The organism is Campylobacter sp. LMG 17559, from assembly GCF_024723605.1.
Classification (GTDB): Bacteria; Campylobacterota; Campylobacteria; order Campylobacterales; family Campylobacteraceae; genus Campylobacter_D.
The window spans coordinates 1-15,111 of the sequence record NZ_JANQCZ010000009.1 but is presented as its reverse complement, the minus strand read 5'-3'; the positions used below and the strand labels follow the sequence as shown (position 1 = coordinate 15,111).

Genomic DNA, 15,111 nt, shown 5'->3' with positions numbered 1-15,111 from the left:
ATGGAAAATAAATTTTATGAAATTTTAGAAAATATACTCGAAGTAAAAGTCAATGAGAATTCAAATTTAAGCATGCAAAATTGTAAAAATTGGACTTCTTTAAACCATATTGATATAATCATGAGTTTAGAAGAAGAATTTGAAATCAAATTTAGCAAAGATGAATTAAGTCAGCTAAAATCACAAAATGAACTTTTGCAAGCTATTAAGGAGAAATTATGCTAGAAAATACAAAAGAATTATTTAAGCTAATAGAAGAAAAAAATCCACTACACAAAAAATGTTTAGATGGATTACAACTCTCTAAAGAAGAATATGAAGATTTAGAAAAGCTTATTGTTTATTACAAAGATACACTAAATATTACTTTAGAAGAACAAGCTCAAAGCTATATAGTTGTATTAAATGATACTTTAGAAGAAACTAGATATTTTATAGAATTTGGAAAATATAGATATAGCACCTTAGCAGAAGTAGAAAATATGGTGTATTTTAATGAAAACTATATGAAGCAATACATGGTGGGTCTTGCCATATCTTCTTTTATATGGAATGCTCATATTGAGGTTAGAAGATATTTTGCTAAGTATATAGATGAAAAACAAAATCAAGAAAATACCTATCTTGAAATAGGGCCAGGGCATGGTGAGTTTTTTGTTAAAGCCCTAAGAAGTCAAAAATTTAAAGAATATTTTGGTATTGATATATCTCCTATAAGTTGTCAAATGAGCAAGGATATGGTAGAAAATCAGTTTGGTAAAATAAATACTAAATGCGAATTTATATGTAAAGATTTTACCAAATGTGAGTTTAACAACAAAGCTGATTTGGTAGTAATGGGAGAAGTTTTAGAACATGTTGAACAACCTTTACAATTTATGAAAGATGTAAAAGCCTTATTAAATGATAATGGAGAAATCTTTGCGACTATACCTATCAACGCTCCTGCTATTGATCATATTTATTTATTTTCTCATCCTGATGAAGTCAAAGAATTACTTAATAAAGCAGGATTGAAAATCAAAGAATGTGAATATTTTATGGCAAATAATTATTCTTTAGAAAAAGCACTAAAAACAAAGAATGCTATTGTAATGGCAGTAGTTTTGGTAAAAGAATGAATCTTTTTTCACCGAATTTAAAAAGAAATGATCTCATAAAATTTAGCAAAGAAAATCATCATAAAAAAATTACTATCAATGTCTTTAGAAATCATTCTTTTGAAGTGATTTCAAGCATACTAAACGCATTTTTAGCCTTTAGTAAATTAAAGGCTGAATTTAACATAAGCTCTTATGATGATAGTTTAAGTTATGATAATTTTCAAAAAGCAGATTTAAACATCATTTTTATAGACTTAAACAATTATAAAAAAAATGCAGATGATTTTATCAAAGAAAAAATACAAGAACTATCAAGCATTAGCAACGCTCCTATCATCACACTTTTACTTGGCGATACAAGCTTAAAAGAATATAGTATTTGTGAAATACTAAAGCCCTTTTTAGATGAAAATCTCATCATAGATGATAGTAATTTTGAAATAAATGCAAGCAGACTTAGCAATAAAGCTTGTGTAAAATTAGCCCAAATTCTAGGACTAAAAATCCTACCTAGCTTTTTACAACCGACTTTAAAAGCAATCATCATAGATCTTGATAATACCTTATACCAAGGAATTTTAGGTGAAGATGGCATTGAAAATCTTGCTTTATCTAGCAATCATAAAGCCTTGCAAAGTGAGCTTTTAAATTTAAAAAATCAAGGTTTTTTACTTGCCATTGCTTCAAAAAACGAAGAAGAAGATGTGAAAAAACTTTTTACACAAAGAAAAGACTTTTTATTACAACTTGATGATTTTAGTATGATCAGGGCTAATTGGAAAAGTAAAGACGAAAATATTAAAGAAATTGTAAATTTTTTTAATATAGCTTTTGATAGTGTGTTATTTATTGATGATAATATAGCCGAAATTGAAAATGTATCACACCTTCATATTAACACCTTACTAGCTGATGAAAATAGTGCTTATAGTTTAAAGCTCTATCCTAAACTTTTAAAAACAAGCTTTAGCAAAGAAGATGAGTTAAGAAGTGCTGATATTAAAGCAAATTTACAAAGACAAGAGCTTAGCAAGCTTAGCCCTAAAGAGTATTTTGAAAAATTACAAATTTGTTTGAAATTTCATATCAACCACGCAGATGAACTTGAAAGAATTTCACAACTACTTAATAAAACTAATCAATTTATATCAAATTACTCAAGATTAAGCTTAAAAGAGTGTGAAGAATTTATGCAAAAACATGCTATTTTGACTATAAGCATGAGTGATAAATTAAGTGATAGTGGCATTATAGCAATTTTTTTAGCTTATAAAGATGAAACAAATTTAATCATAAAAGATCTTTGCATAAGTTGCAGAGCCTTAGGAAGAAAGCTTGAAAAAATTATGCTATATAAGGCTATAGAGTTATTACATGTGCATTTTAATACAAAAGAATGTATTTTATACTTTCAAAAGGGCGAAAGAAATATGCCATTTTTAGAATTTTTATATAGTTTAAATGCAGATATAAAAGAAAATTTTGCTCTAATCCAAAAAGAAATGATAAATTACGAAGGACTTATAATTGAAAGCTAGTTTTAATAAAGCCAAAATAGCAGGCATAAGCGTTTGCGTGCCTAATAAATGCATAAATATAGATGATTGCTTAGAAGATGTTTTTCAAAATGATGTCAAAATGCTAAAAAGAATGAAAAAAATTTCAGGCATACAAGAAAGATTTATTGCTGATGAAAATATTAGCACAACAGATTTAGCCTATGAAGCAAGTATAAATTTATTTAAAATGCTTGATTTTGATAGAAATGAGCTTGATATGGTGATTTTTGTTACACAAACTCCTGATTTTTTTATGCCATCATGTGCAAACTATCTTCACAAACGATTAAATTTAAAGCCTCAAACTATAGCTTTTGATGTAAATCAAGCGTGTTCGGGATATTTATATGGCTTATTTATAGCTTTTTCTTTTTTAGAAAATCAAAATGCAAAAAATATTTTATTAATTTGCGGTGATACTTTAAGCAAAACCATAAATCCTTTGAATGCAAATTTAGCTCCAATCTTTGGCGATGGAGTAAGCGCAACACTCATAAGCTGTACAAATGAAAAATCTTTTTTTAAGCTTTATTCTAATGGAGAAGGTTTTGACAAACTCATCATACCCAATAGAGCTTTTGCTAAACTTGATGAGAGTAAAAGCTCTAATAAAGAGATATTTCAAACTAATGGATATAGAAGCTTAGATGATCTTTATATGGATGGAGCTGAAATTTTTAACCAAGCACTTAATCTTGAGAGCCAAAGCATAAAAGAAATGCTTGATTTTTGTGAAAAAAGTAAAGATGAAGTGGATTATTTTTTATTGCACCAATCCAATCAATTTTTAGTTGATTCTATTATAAATGATTTGGGTATTGATAACTCTAAAACACCAAATTTTTTGATGTCAAAATATGCTAATTTGAGTGCTTGCTCTTTACCTGCTTTACTTTGCACAATGCAAAAAAATAATTTTAACGCTATTTTAAGTGCTTTTGGTGCTGGATATGCCTGGGGAAGTGCTTATATAAATTTTGATAAAAACTTTAAAACTGATACAATTTCAATTTATAAAGGAGAAAAAAATGACTAAAGAAGAATTACTAGAAGCTATTAGCGAAGCTATGCATATGGATGAAACACTGAAAGAAAATATGATTTTAGATGATATTGATGAATGGGATAGCTTAGCTTTTGTATCTATCATGGTATTATTTAAAAACTCACTTGGTAAGCAAATTAACGGTGATGATCTTAAAAAATGTGAAAAAGTAAGTGATCTTTTAGCTTTAGCTGGTGTTTAAACAAAATATTTGTTTAAACCCTTTCCACACTTAAAACAATCTGCTCATTTTCCTCTTTAAAAGTATATATTAAATCATCACACTTGTATGAGATTTCTTTTTTACAAGTTTTATCTTTTAAAGGTTCTTGTAAAATTTGTGGTAAGTGTTTTTTAATAAGTAGTTTCATAGGTATACCCATACCATGAGTTAGATTTTTAATAAACTTACCATCTATTTGTTTTTCATCTATAACTTTTATAAATTCAACATCAAATCCATGTTTTTTTAAAGTATCAACATATTCTTCTTTTTCTTCTAAAGACACCCATTCATCAAATTTAGAATGATAAGCAATGTATTTTGGATTTGGATATTTTGCTTGTATATTTAGATGATCTTTATTTAATGTTTCTCTAATTAGTTTTCTAGCAAGTGAAAAATAATAATGTGATTGTTTATTTGTAGTCCAAAATGTTTTATCACAACAACATAGTCTTATATTTTGAAAGAAATTAAAAGTCGCAACCGAATAATACTCGGTAAAATCAACTTCTTTGCCAAAACCTATAACCCTCCATAAATCAGTAAGGCTAACATGGGAAGAATTATCCACCACAACATCAACAAGCCAAGGAGCTAATTTTGCACATAAATTTGCCAAATATCCTCCATGAGATGCTCCAACTAAAATATGCTTTATATCCCTCCTCATAGCTTTAAAAGCGAAATTTTTTCTAATATATAAAAGAGCATTTAGTATATCTGTTGCTTGCATGATACCAAAATTTTGATATTCATTCTTTGTAGGCTGTAAACTTGCACTTAAATCTAAATGATAACTCCTATCAATCTCCCAATCATTTTTATTTTTTTGAATTTCTTTATTAAGATAATCCATAGCAGGATGAAATTCTTCAAAAGAATTAAGTTTTGATATATCATAAGGAATTTCTATACCAATAGCCTTTACACTTGTGTCAAATATAAGTCTATCAATATCATCAAGATAAATCTTAGCTCCAGTTTGAGGACGATTTCCTATGCAATGATAATTTACATTTAAAACTGCTACATTATAATTTCTAGCACAATAATCACTTATATATAAATCATCTTTTATATCCCCACCAATGCCACTTATAATACAAACAATAGCCTCTATTTCTTTACTATCATCATAAGTTAATTTAAATTCTAATTTACTTTCTCTTTTTATATTTAATTCTACATCGTCACAAGAGTCTATGAAATAGGTTTGATTTATGAGCATGTTAAGCCTTTTAAAATTAAAATTTAATTATACTTATTTTTTATAAAATTAAAGAGAGTTTATGAAAAATCTTTGTATTATCCCTGCGCGTGGTGGTTCTAAACGTATTCCTAGAAAAAATATCATTGATTTTTTAGGAAAACCCTTGATTGCTTATAGCATAGAAAGTGCTTTAAATTCGAGTATTTTTGATGATGTGATTATCTCAAGCGATGATGAAGAAATCATCAAAGTAGCTTTAAAATATGGTGCAAAAGCTCCTTTTGTGCGCAAAAAAGAATTAAGTGATGATTATGCAAGCTCAACCGCTGTAATCCAAAATGCCATCATCACTCTAGAAAAACAAGGTAAAATCTATGAAAATGTGTGTTGCTTATACGCAACAGCTCCGCTTATAGATGAGTTTATCTTGCAAAAAGCTTTTGAGCAATTTAGCCAAAATGAGTGTAAATTTTTATTTTCAGCTTGTGAATTTGAATACCCTATACAAAGAGGTTTTTACCTTGATGAACAAAACAAAGTTTATATGTTTGATGAGTCAAATTATCACAAACGCTCACAAGATCTTACTAAAGCTTATCACGATGGTGGCGCATTTTACTTTGGCAAAAAAGAAGCATGGCTAGAAGAAGATTTTATGTTTAAACCTTATTCTAAAGCCTTTTTACTTCCAAGGAATAAAATTTGCGATATTGATACTTTCGAAGACTTGGAATTTGCTAAAATACTATATCAGTTTCACAAAGGTAATAAATGTTTATAAATAAAATCAAAGGTTTTAAGTATCCTGATATGGAGCTTGTAAGATGGTTTTTTAAAAACAAGCTCGATACCTTAAAAAATGCAAAAGTCTTAGAATTTGCCTCTCATAATGGCAATAATCTTTCTTTATTTGCAAATTATGATTATGAGTGTATTGGAGTAGAACTTAGTAAACAAAATCATGAAAACGCTATTTATAATTTTAAAGAAATTATGCATTATCAAAAGGCAAGTTTTTTTAATGAAAATATGCTTGATTTTGCTAAAAATCATCAAAATATAAATGCGGATGTATTGTTAATACCTAATGTAATTAATTATATTACAAAAGATGAATTTAAAATTTTACTGCAAGATACAAAACAAAACAACCTATATCAAACAAATAAATTAGGATATGCTCATTTTTTCTTAAGAGCAAGAAGTGTTAAAGATCATCGCTACGGACTTGGAGAAAAATTAAAAAACGATAGTTTTATTTTAAACTATGATGAATTTAGTGGCGAGAAAAATTGTCTTTGCACAGCATATCAAGAACATGAACTTGTGGGAATTTTAAAAGAAAATTTAAATTTATATGATTTTGAAGTTATCACAAGTGAAAATATCAATATAAAAAATAAAGTTTATATCAAAGATAGCGATATAATCATCTATGGTAAAATCACTAAGGAGTAAAAATGTACTTAAGAGATTTAAAAGGTTTAAAATTTCCAGATTTAGCTGTAATTAAATTCTTTTTTAAACAAGGATTGCACCAACAAAACAATCAAAAAGTTTTAGAATTTGCTTGTTCTAATGGTAATAATCTTTCTTTATTTGCAAATTATGATTATGAATGTATTGGGGTTGATTTAAACAAAGAAAATATCAACAATGCCAATTATAACTTCAAAGAAATAATCCAATGCAAAAACTATCAGTTTTTTCATGATGATATCTTAGAATTTCCCTTAAAAAATCCAAATATTAACGCAGATATTTTTATGATTCCTAATGTGATTAACTATCTTTTGAAAGAAGATTTTTTAAAATTATTAAAAATTTCAAAAGAAAATTCTATGTATAAAGAAAATGCTTTGTTTTTTTTAAGAACAAGAAGCATAAAAGATTATAGGTATGGCTATGGAGAAAAAATAGCTCATAATTGTTTTAAAATCACAAATGATAACACCACAGGAGAGCTTGGATGTATAAACACTCTCTACCAAGAATACGAACTTGTAGAAATTTTAAAAGAATATTTAAATTTATATGATTTTAAAGTACTTACTTATGAAAATACCAATATCATGGGAGAAGATGAAAGATTAGTTAATGATAGCGATATTGTAATTTATGGAAAAATTAAGTGAAAATAGCCATCATGCAGCCAACCTTTAATCCATGGCTTGGCTATATATATATGATACAAAGTGTTGATACTTTTGTCTTTTTAGATAATGTGCAATTTGAACGCAGATCGTGGCAAAATAGAAATAAAATCAAACTACAAGATAAAACTTTTTTACTAGGACTAAATTTACAAAAAGCACCACAAAAAACATTACTTCAAGATATATTATTTGAAAAAGATGATAAATGGAAAATTAAATTTTTAAAAACTATTCATCATGCTTACTCTAAAAGTATTAATTTTAATAAATACTACAATATCTTAGAAAAAGCTTTATTTAAACATACACATTTAGCACAATTTAACATGGAGTTAATCAAAATATATTGTGAACACTTAAACATTAAAACTCCTATTTTACAAACTTCTTCTTTAAATTTAAAAAACGAAAAAAAAGAAAAATTACTACTTGAAATTTGTCAAACATTAAAAGCTGATCATTACCTCTCTCCAGAAGGCTCAAAAAACTACCTTGAAAAAGAAGCGGCAAAAGAAATTTTTAAAAATGCAAATATAAAAATTGAATATTTTGATTTTATCCATCCAACCTATACTCAATTGGGTGTAAATTTTATAGCTTATTTGGGAATTTTAGATTTTTTATTTAACGAAAAAGAGCCTTGTATCAAATTTCAAGAATGTGTCAAAATAAACGAGTGTAATAATGAGAGTTCTTTTTAGAAGCGATAGTTCTAGCGCTATAGGACACGGACATATCAAAAGAGATCTTTTGTTAGCCAAACAATACCAAGATGTATCTTTTGCTTGTTTACCACTAAAAGGCTCTTTAATAGATGAAATTCCTTATCCTGTATATGAGCTAACAAGTGCTAGTATATATGAACTCATCAATCTCATCAAAAAGGAAAATTTTGATCTTTTAATCATTGATCATTATGAGATCACTGCAGATGATGAAAAACTCATTAAATTAGAAACAGGAATTAAAATTCTTAGCTTTGATGATGAGATAAAAGAACATTTTTGCGATATTTTACTTAATGTCAATGCTTATGCTAAAGAAAGTGATTATGAAAATTTAGTGCCAAAATATTGTGAATTAAGATGTGGCTTTTCCTATGCTCTAATACGCGATGAGTTTTACCAAGAAAGCAAGATAAAAAGAGAGAAAATTTATGATTATTTTATCTGTATAGGGGGAAGTGATCCAAAAAACATTTCCTTTGATATAGCAAATAAACTAAACAAAAATAAAACTATCATCATAGCTACCACAAAAGCAAATTCTCATCTAAATTTGCTTCAAAAATTAAGCCAAAAAAACTCTAATATACAAATTCTCATTGACCATCCTAGCCTTGCTAGATTAATGAATGAAAGTAAAAAACTCATCATTAGCGCAAGCTCATTAGTCAATGAAGCTTTGATTTTAAAAGCAAATTTTAAAGCCATAGCTTATGCTAAAAATCAAGAAAAACTTGCAACTTGGCTTGCTAAAAAAGGCTATGAAGTGGAGAATTTTATATGAAAATAATTATTGCTACTCTTAGACAACATAATATCAACAATTTCTACAAAATAAAAGAATTATATAAAACATATACTTTTTACCTCATAACAAAAAAAGACGATCTTACTTTAGAAAAAATAACAAAAATAAATCCAGATTACATATTCTTCCCGCATTGGTCTTTCTATATACCTCAAGAAATTTACAATAACTATCAATGTATTATTTTCCACCTTGGAAATTTACCATTTGGAAGAGGAGGTTCACCTTTACAAAATTTAATCATAAGAGGGGTATATAAAAGCAAAATTTGTGCTTTAAAAGCTTGTGATACATTAGATGGTGGAGAAATATATCTAAAACACAATATTAGTTTTAAAATTTCAAATGCACAACGAATTTATGAAAAAATCTCAAAAATCATATTCTTTAAACTAATACCAAGAATTTTACATACAAAAATCAACCCTCGCATACAAAAAGGGAAAGTAGTAATTTTCAAAAGAAGAACAAAAGAACAAAGTAATATCAATACACTCGAAAATCCAAATTTGATAAAAATATATGATTTTATACGCATGCTTGATGCCATTGATTATCCAAAAGCTTTTTTGGAATTTGAAAATATAAAAATGGTTTTTCAAAACGCAAAAAAACACAATAATAAAATAAAAGCAGAGGTAATATTTTATGAAAAATAACAAAATTTTAATTATAGCAGCTCACCCAGATGATGAAGTTTTAGGATGCTTTGGAACTATAGCAAAATATATTCAACAAGGATATGAAGCTTATACTTTAATACTTGGAGAAGGTAAAACAAGCAGAGAGATAAATAGCAAAAATGAACAAGAAATTTTAGAAGATGAGTTATTTAAAGCAAATAATCTTTTAGGCATTAAAAAAGTTTTTAGAAAGTTTTTTCCTGATAATGCTTTTGATAAAATACCATTATTAGAAATAGTCAAGAGTATAGAAGAAGTTAAAAATGAAATTAAACCAAATATAATTTTTACACATTATGAAAAAGATCTCAATATAGACCATCAAATTACATACAAAGCAACAATTACTGCTACAAGATCTCTACAAGAAGAAAGTGTTAAAGAAATTTATAGTTTTGAAATTCTTTCGAGTACAGAATGGAACTATCCATTAAGCTTTCAACCTGATGTATTTTTTGATATTAGCGCGACACTTGATTTGAAACTAAAAGCTATGTCTTTTTATCAATCAGAACTAAGAAATTATCCTCACCCAAGAAGCTTAGAGGGGATAAAAATCAATGCGCAATACCAAGGAATGAGAGTTGGTCTTCAATATGCTGAAGTGTTTAAAAGTGTAAAGGTTATAAAGTGATTTTTTATAAAAATTTTACTAATCTTACAAAAGAAGAAAAAAAAGAAATTTTTTATATAAGAAATTCTCCAAATATCTCTAAATTTATGAAAACAAAAAATATAAATTATAAAAACCACTTAATATTTTTAAAAGAACTAAACAAAAGCAAAAACAAAAAATATTTTTTATTGATAAAAAATAACGAGAAGCTAGGAGTAATATATTTTAACAATATCATAAATTTATCCTGTGAATTTGGGCTTTATGGTATAAAAAAAGGTATAGGCGAGCTTTTAATGCAAGAAGTTAAAAACTATGCTTTTAATATTTTAAAAGTTCAAACTTTAAACGCTTGTGTTTTCAAAGAAAACACAAAAGCTTTAAATTTATATTTAAAACATGGTTTTAAAATTATTAAAGAAGATAATAATTTTTATTTTGTAAATTTAAACAATCCTCACAGGGATATTATTTTTTAAAAGCTCATTTTTAACATCATTTGGAGTATATTGACTAAAATGAAATATAAAAGCACCTGCTAATGCATTCGCACCAAGTTGTATAGCTTTTACCCCATCTTGGGGCTTAGAAAGCCCTCCATTAATAATGAGTGGAATTTTTAATTTACCTTTGAAATACTCTAGTAATTCCCAATCATACCCCAAAGAACTTCCTTCTTTATCAACACTTGTTAAAAGTATCTCCCCTGCTCCTAAAGATTCATATTTTAATGCAAGTTCTAGCGGATCAATATCTAAAATTTCATTATTAAAAACTTTAAATTTATTTTTATCTTTTTTTACATCAATCGAGCATACTACACAAGAACTTCCAAAAGTATTTGCCACCTTTTTGACAAAATCTGGATCTTGCAAAGCCATAGAATTAATACTAATTTTATCTGCACCTATATCTAGCAATTTTCTAATATCTTCTAAAGTTCTAATCCCACCTCCAATGGTTAAAGGCATAAAACACTCATTAGCTATATCTTCTAAGCTTTCAAAATCTATAACGCCATTTTTATTAATATCCAAAACTATAAGCTCATCAACATTTCTAGCATTATATATCCTAGCTGTGCTTATTACATGCCCAATAGTCCTAAAAGAAGAAAAATTGATACTTTTTACAAGCTGATGATCTTTTAATAACACGCAAGGTATGATTCTTGTTTTAAGCATATTAGGCCTTTAAATTTGCAAAATTTTCCAAAAGTTTCAAACCCACATTTTGGCTTTTTTCAGGGTGAAATTGCGCAGCAAAAATATTATCTTTTTCAAAACTTGCACAAAAAGGTTTTTCATACTCACAAAAAGAAGTTTCCACCCTCTCTAAACATTCTACATAATAAGAATGCACAAAATAAAAATCACTTTTTTCTAAAATTCCATCAAATAACTTGCTTTTTTTATCACTAAATTGTAAATCATCCCAACCACTGTGCAATAATTTTTCTTTACTTAAATCAAATTTCAAAACCTTTGCTTTTATAAAATCAAGCCCTTCACACTCTCCGCCCTCATATCCCTTACTGGAAAAAAGTTGCATACCAAGACAAATTCCTAAAATAGGCTTTTTATCTTTTAAAACACATTCTTTTAAAAGCTCATCTAGTGCAAGTTTTTTTAAATTTTCCATACCTTGTTTAAAAGATCCAACGCCTGGCAAAACTAATTTAGAAGCATTTTTTATATCTTCTTTTTTAGAACTTATAATCACTTCTTGATTAAGTTTTTCAAAAGCTTTTAAAACAGATTTAAAATTTCCAAGATGATAATCAACAATACAAATCATTTCAAAATAAACTCATCTTTTTTTATCAACGACCCATCACTATCTCTTAAGAATTTACCATTTTCATCGCGTTTAAATATCTTTTTATTAGTATAAGAATCTACAATTTTTTCAAATTCTTTTTCACTAAAACCACTAAATTCCAAATATTTCTTAATAGCCTTTTTAGGTGGCTTTCCATCATATTTATTTACAAGCCTCACGCCCTCTTCACGGCTAATATAGCCAAGTCTTATATCCAAGCACGCATTATCCGTAGCTCTTCCAAAACCATATTTGCAGTATTTTAAATAATCATGCACATGGTTTGAATAACAATCTAAATTTTCAAAATTCTCATAAGTAGTTTCAACTGGTTTTGTACTAGTTTTAAAACCATTTTCTTGGGCTAATTTTAAATTATACTTATAATCCCATTTAAAATAATATCCCAAAAATAACCCTGTAACTCCTACTCTTTGAAGCTCTTCATCACTTGGATAAGTATAAAAATATAAATCCTTCTCTCTAATACCATCAACTCCAATCATATCAGAAATTCTATTACCCAAAAGTCCGCCAAATTCTTCAAGCCACTCTCTACCTAAAGTGTTTTTTTCTTTAGAACTAGCTGGTCCACCATATTCAATCTGCGGACTTTCCCCCCAAATAATCAAAGGAATGTCAAAAGCAACAGCTACTTTTGGAACACAAGTAAAAATTCCCAAATGGTTTTGCCATTCATTATCGCCCGTTCTTACAAAAGCTTCACGGGATAATTTTTTATATACCAAAGGATTTCTTTTTATATGGATCAAATCAACACCAAGATTGTTTAAATTTTTTAAATTCTTTTTACCTATTTTAGTAGGGATACTTGGTTCAAAACAAACACACAAAGGATTAAGCCCAAACTCAAGACATTTTAAAACTTGAAAAGTAGAATCCTTACCGCCACTTACTCCTATGACACAATCATACACGGGGTGTTTTTTATATTTTTTCACAAGTTCTAGAAATTCTTTTTCACGCTCTTGCCAGTTTATGTGATGATTTTTCGCTTCTTGCGAGCAACACGCATCACAAATTCCCTCATCATTAAAATACAAGTCAGGCTTAGTATCTGGCATAACGCATTTTTTACAAAATTTCATATTAACTCCAAAAAAATATTTATAATCATCATAAATCGACTATGATTATATTTTCTAAAGCTAAATAAATTTTATTTTGTTACAATTTTTTTATTTAAAGGTTTATAGATTATGGATTTAACTTTACTTCCTTATATGATTATAGGGATTTTTTCAGGTATGGCTTCAGGGGTTTTTGGTATAGGTGGTGGTATGATTATCGTTCCTTTCATGCTTACTTTAGGGCTCAGCTCTCACCATGCTGTTGCAATTTCTGTTGTACAAATGATTTTTGCTTCTATTTTTGGTTCTTATTTAAACTATAAAAAGAAAAATTTAATCTTAAAAGATGGACTCATCATAAGCTTTGGAGGCTTTTTAGGTGCGATGTTTAGTGGGCTTTTGCTCTCATATTTTTCAGATATAACTTTAACAAGTATTTTTCTATGCGTGAGTATTGTATTTTTTTTAAAATTTGCTTTTAATCAAAAAAGCTCCATTGGAAATATCAACCACTCTAATATCTTAAAAAATTCCATTTTGCTAATTTGTGGCGTATTTACAGGAATTTTTGCTATATCTTTAGGGATTGGCGGTGGGCTTTTAATCACCCCTATTCTAGCTTATTTTTTAGGCTATGATACTAAAAAAGTAGTGCCGCTTAGCTTATTTTTTGTGATTTTTGCTTCCATTTCAGGAATTAGTTCTTTTGTATATAATGACATCATTGATAAAGAAGTCTTGCAAAATGGAAGCTTAGTAGGACTTAGTTCTATGCTAGGGGTTTATCTTGGTATTAAAATCATGGAAAAAATCAACCTTAAATCCCACCGCATAGCGCTTTTGGGCATTTACACTCTTTCTATAACTATGACTATTATAAGCTTGATTAAAAAGCTAAATTTATTTTAATCTATCAGCAAATTTTTGTCTATTGGAAGTATAAACAAAGCTTAAAACCTCTGCCACTGCTTTAAAAAGCTCTGGTGGAATAAGATCATTTACCTCGCAAGCTTTATAAAGTTCTCTAGCTAAAGGAGGATTTTCATAAATCATAACATTGTATTCATATGCCATATCTTTTATACGCAAAGCTAAAAAGTCCACTCCTTTAGCTAAAACTTTTGGCGCAGCTTCTTTAGAGCTATCATAACGCAAAGCAACCGCATAGTGAGTAGGGTTAGTAATCACAACATCAGCACTAGCAACATCTTGCACCATTCTACGCCTTGCTGCTTCCATTTGCAAACGACGAATTCTTCCTTTTACCAAAGGATCTCCTTCGCTTTGTTTGTATTCATCTTTGATTTCTTGTTTGCTCATGCGTAAATTTTTAAAGTACTGATACCTTACCAAAAGCACATCTAAAAGTCCTATAATCAAAAAAGCTATAATCACAATAGCCGCAAGTATAATAGCCTTATCCCTAAGCCATAAAAGTTGTGGATAAATCATATAAAGCTCTACTCTAGGAAGTTCTTTCATAAATTGTAATAAAAAAATAAAAGCTATTCCAAAAACCACTCCAACTTTAAGAGTAATTTTTAAAGCTTCAATGATTTTTTTCAAAGAAAAAAGATTTTTAAGACCATTAATAGGGTTAATTTTGTTAAAATTTGGAGTAATAGGTTTGGTGGTAAAAATAAAACCAAATTGCATTAAATTTCCAAGCACGCCTGCAACCATAATCGTTAAAGTAATAGGTAAAACCATAATAAACATTTCTATCATGGTTTTTATAATAATTTTTTGCAAGATTTTTAAATCAAGTTCTATACCTATAAAGCTTTGATAAAACCTATACAAACCGCTAATTCTCTCACCTATAAAAGGCAACATAAACAACACCACAACCACAGCTATAACAAGCACAGCCACAGCAGATGCATCTTGGCTTTTTGGGACATTGCCCTCTTTACGAGCATCTTCTATTTTCTTGGATGTGGGTTCTTCTGTTTTTTCTTGATCATCAGCAGCCATAAAAAACCTTTAAATTTTTAAAGCAAAATTATAGCATTTAATCCAAGTATCAACAAATTTGACTACTTGGATTTAGCTTATCCCAGCCACT

Annotated in this window: 19 protein-coding genes; 14 read left to right on the top strand and 5 right to left on the bottom strand. The window is 28.1% G+C overall.

Translation table 11 applies throughout. From position 1 onward, the window contains the following. Genes CAMP5082_RS05730 through CAMP5082_RS05710 form a run of 5 tightly spaced genes read left to right on the top strand, consistent with a single transcriptional unit; the run spans position 1 to position 3,909 of the window. A complete protein-coding gene (locus CAMP5082_RS05730; RefSeq protein WP_039664483.1) occupies positions 1 to 225 on the top strand; it encodes an acyl carrier protein in 225 nt (74 codons plus the stop codon). Beyond that, positions 219 to 1,121: a class I SAM-dependent methyltransferase gene (locus CAMP5082_RS05725; RefSeq protein ID WP_173787020.1), complete on the top strand. Its 903-nt coding sequence runs from the start codon at positions 219 to 221 to the stop codon at positions 1,119 to 1,121. The genes CAMP5082_RS05730 and CAMP5082_RS05725 overlap by 7 nt, the downstream gene beginning before the upstream one ends. Beyond that, positions 1,118 to 2,641, top strand: a complete 1,524-nt coding sequence (locus tag CAMP5082_RS05720) for an HAD-IIIC family phosphatase (protein ID WP_173787021.1) — start codon at positions 1,118 to 1,120, stop codon at positions 2,639 to 2,641. Before CAMP5082_RS05725 ends, CAMP5082_RS05720 begins: the two co-directional genes overlap by 4 nt. After that, positions 2,631 to 3,698: a beta-ketoacyl-ACP synthase III gene (locus tag CAMP5082_RS05715; RefSeq protein ID WP_173787022.1), complete on the top strand. Its 1,068-nt coding sequence runs from the start codon at positions 2,631 to 2,633 to the stop codon at positions 3,696 to 3,698. Before CAMP5082_RS05720 ends, CAMP5082_RS05715 begins: the two co-directional genes overlap by 11 nt. Beyond that, positions 3,691 to 3,909, top strand: coding sequence for an acyl carrier protein (locus CAMP5082_RS05710; protein ID WP_173787023.1), 219 nt, complete (start codon positions 3,691 to 3,693; stop codon positions 3,907 to 3,909). Before CAMP5082_RS05715 ends, CAMP5082_RS05710 begins: the two co-directional genes overlap by 8 nt. Before the next feature lie 13 nt (positions 3,910 to 3,922). Here the strand turns inward: CAMP5082_RS05710 and CAMP5082_RS05705 are convergent, their stop codons facing one another. Further along, on the bottom strand, positions 3,923 to 5,161 hold the full coding sequence (locus CAMP5082_RS05705) for a DUF2920 family protein (RefSeq protein WP_173787024.1): 1,239 nt from the start codon (positions 5,159 to 5,161) through the stop codon (positions 3,923 to 3,925). 61 nt (positions 5,162 to 5,222) lie between these two features. On the opposite strand from CAMP5082_RS05705, the gene pseF reads away from it, so the two are divergent. From pseF to pseH, 8 genes are read left to right on the top strand one after another with little or no spacing between them, the layout of a single operon-like run. After that, positions 5,223 to 5,924 (top strand): pseudaminic acid cytidylyltransferase, encoded by a 702-nt coding sequence (pseF, locus tag CAMP5082_RS05700; RefSeq protein ID WP_173787025.1) that lies wholly within the window; start codon positions 5,223 to 5,225, stop codon positions 5,922 to 5,924. Next, positions 5,915 to 6,601: a class I SAM-dependent methyltransferase gene (locus CAMP5082_RS05695; RefSeq protein ID WP_254450118.1), complete on the top strand. Its 687-nt coding sequence runs from the start codon at positions 5,915 to 5,917 to the stop codon at positions 6,599 to 6,601. Before pseF ends, CAMP5082_RS05695 begins: the two co-directional genes overlap by 10 nt. A gap of 2 nt (positions 6,602 to 6,603) precedes the next feature. Then, on the top strand, positions 6,604 to 7,278 hold the full coding sequence (locus tag CAMP5082_RS05690) for a class I SAM-dependent methyltransferase (RefSeq protein ID WP_337206165.1): 675 nt from the start codon (positions 6,604 to 6,606) through the stop codon (positions 7,276 to 7,278). Continuing rightward, positions 7,275 to 8,000 (top strand): WbqC family protein, encoded by a 726-nt coding sequence (locus CAMP5082_RS05685; protein WP_173787027.1) that lies wholly within the window; start codon positions 7,275 to 7,277, stop codon positions 7,998 to 8,000. The genes CAMP5082_RS05690 and CAMP5082_RS05685 overlap by 4 nt, the downstream gene beginning before the upstream one ends. Beyond that, entirely contained in the window at positions 7,984 to 8,808 is an 825-nt protein-coding gene (gene pseG, locus CAMP5082_RS05680; protein WP_337206164.1) for a UDP-2,4-diacetamido-2,4,6-trideoxy-beta-L-altropyranose hydrolase, read from the top strand. The genes CAMP5082_RS05685 and pseG overlap by 17 nt, the downstream gene beginning before the upstream one ends. Further along, complete coding sequence (locus tag CAMP5082_RS05675) at positions 8,805 to 9,491, top strand: methionyl-tRNA formyltransferase (RefSeq protein WP_173787029.1); 687 nt, start codon at positions 8,805 to 8,807, stop codon at positions 9,489 to 9,491. The genes pseG and CAMP5082_RS05675 overlap by 4 nt, the downstream gene beginning before the upstream one ends. Beyond that, positions 9,481 to 10,149, top strand: coding sequence for a PIG-L deacetylase family protein (locus CAMP5082_RS05670; protein WP_173787030.1), 669 nt, complete (start codon positions 9,481 to 9,483; stop codon positions 10,147 to 10,149). Before CAMP5082_RS05675 ends, CAMP5082_RS05670 begins: the two co-directional genes overlap by 11 nt. Beyond that, on the top strand, positions 10,146 to 10,610 hold the full coding sequence (gene pseH, locus CAMP5082_RS05665) for a UDP-4-amino-4,6-dideoxy-N-acetyl-beta-L-altrosamine N-acetyltransferase (protein WP_173787031.1): 465 nt from the start codon (positions 10,146 to 10,148) through the stop codon (positions 10,608 to 10,610). Before CAMP5082_RS05670 ends, pseH begins: the two co-directional genes overlap by 4 nt. Here pseH and CAMP5082_RS05660 read toward each other — a convergent pair. From CAMP5082_RS05660 to pseA, 3 genes are read right to left on the bottom strand one after another with little or no spacing between them, the layout of a single operon-like run. Further along, positions 10,578 to 11,315 (bottom strand): HisA/HisF-related TIM barrel protein, encoded by a 738-nt coding sequence (locus tag CAMP5082_RS05660; RefSeq protein WP_337206163.1) that lies wholly within the window; start codon positions 11,313 to 11,315, stop codon positions 10,578 to 10,580. The two genes, pseH and CAMP5082_RS05660, sit on opposite strands and share 33 nt — an antisense overlap. Position 11,316: 1 nt before the next feature. Then, positions 11,317 to 11,928: an imidazole glycerol phosphate synthase subunit HisH gene (gene hisH, locus CAMP5082_RS05655; RefSeq protein WP_173787033.1), complete on the bottom strand. Its 612-nt coding sequence runs from the start codon at positions 11,926 to 11,928 to the stop codon at positions 11,317 to 11,319. Beyond that, positions 11,925 to 13,061, bottom strand: coding sequence for a pseudaminic acid biosynthesis protein PseA (gene pseA, locus CAMP5082_RS05650; protein ID WP_337206162.1), 1,137 nt, complete (start codon positions 13,059 to 13,061; stop codon positions 11,925 to 11,927). The genes hisH and pseA overlap by 4 nt, the downstream gene beginning before the upstream one ends. Positions 13,062 to 13,172: 111 nt before the next feature. Between pseA and CAMP5082_RS05645 the strand changes: the two genes are divergently transcribed. Further along, positions 13,173 to 13,952, top strand: a complete 780-nt coding sequence (locus CAMP5082_RS05645; protein WP_337206161.1) for a sulfite exporter TauE/SafE family protein — start codon at positions 13,173 to 13,175, stop codon at positions 13,950 to 13,952. Here the strand turns inward: CAMP5082_RS05645 and flhB are convergent. Then, a complete protein-coding gene (gene flhB / locus CAMP5082_RS05640; RefSeq protein ID WP_264284921.1) occupies positions 13,944 to 15,020 on the bottom strand; it encodes a flagellar biosynthesis protein FlhB in 1,077 nt (358 codons plus the stop codon). The two genes, CAMP5082_RS05645 and flhB, sit on opposite strands and share 9 nt — an antisense overlap. Positions 15,021 to 15,111: the final 91 nt, after the last annotated feature.

Coding starts and splice junctions, on each gene's coding strand:
- CAMP5082_RS05730 (WP_039664483.1), top strand. CDS start 1: ATGGAAAATAAATTTTATGAAATTTTAGAAAATATACTCGAAGTAAAA.
- CAMP5082_RS05725 (WP_173787020.1), top strand. CDS start 219: ATGCTAGAAAATACAAAAGAATTATTTAAGCTAATAGAAGAAAAAAAT.
- CAMP5082_RS05720 (WP_173787021.1), top strand. CDS start 1,118: ATGAATCTTTTTTCACCGAATTTAAAAAGAAATGATCTCATAAAATTT.
- CAMP5082_RS05710 (WP_173787023.1), top strand. CDS start 3,691: ATGACTAAAGAAGAATTACTAGAAGCTATTAGCGAAGCTATGCATATG.
- CAMP5082_RS05705 (WP_173787024.1), bottom strand. CDS start 5,161: ATGCTCATAAATCAAACCTATTTCATAGACTCTTGTGACGATGTAGAA.
- pseF (WP_173787025.1), top strand. CDS start 5,223: ATGAAAAATCTTTGTATTATCCCTGCGCGTGGTGGTTCTAAACGTATT.
- CAMP5082_RS05695 (WP_254450118.1), top strand. CDS start 5,915: ATGTTTATAAATAAAATCAAAGGTTTTAAGTATCCTGATATGGAGCTT.
- CAMP5082_RS05690 (WP_337206165.1), top strand. CDS start 6,604: ATGTACTTAAGAGATTTAAAAGGTTTAAAATTTCCAGATTTAGCTGTA.
- pseG (WP_337206164.1), top strand. CDS start 7,984: ATGAGAGTTCTTTTTAGAAGCGATAGTTCTAGCGCTATAGGACACGGA.
- CAMP5082_RS05675 (WP_173787029.1), top strand. CDS start 8,805: ATGAAAATAATTATTGCTACTCTTAGACAACATAATATCAACAATTTC.
- CAMP5082_RS05670 (WP_173787030.1), top strand. CDS start 9,481: ATGAAAAATAACAAAATTTTAATTATAGCAGCTCACCCAGATGATGAA.
- CAMP5082_RS05660 (WP_337206163.1), bottom strand. CDS start 11,315: ATGCTTAAAACAAGAATCATACCTTGCGTGTTATTAAAAGATCATCAG.
- hisH (WP_173787033.1), bottom strand. CDS start 11,928: ATGATTTGTATTGTTGATTATCATCTTGGAAATTTTAAATCTGTTTTA.
- pseA (WP_337206162.1), bottom strand. CDS start 13,061: ATGAAATTTTGTAAAAAATGCGTTATGCCAGATACTAAGCCTGACTTG.
- CAMP5082_RS05645 (WP_337206161.1), top strand. CDS start 13,173: ATGGATTTAACTTTACTTCCTTATATGATTATAGGGATTTTTTCAGGT.
- flhB (WP_264284921.1), bottom strand. CDS start 15,020: ATGGCTGCTGATGATCAAGAAAAAACAGAAGAACCCACATCCAAGAAA.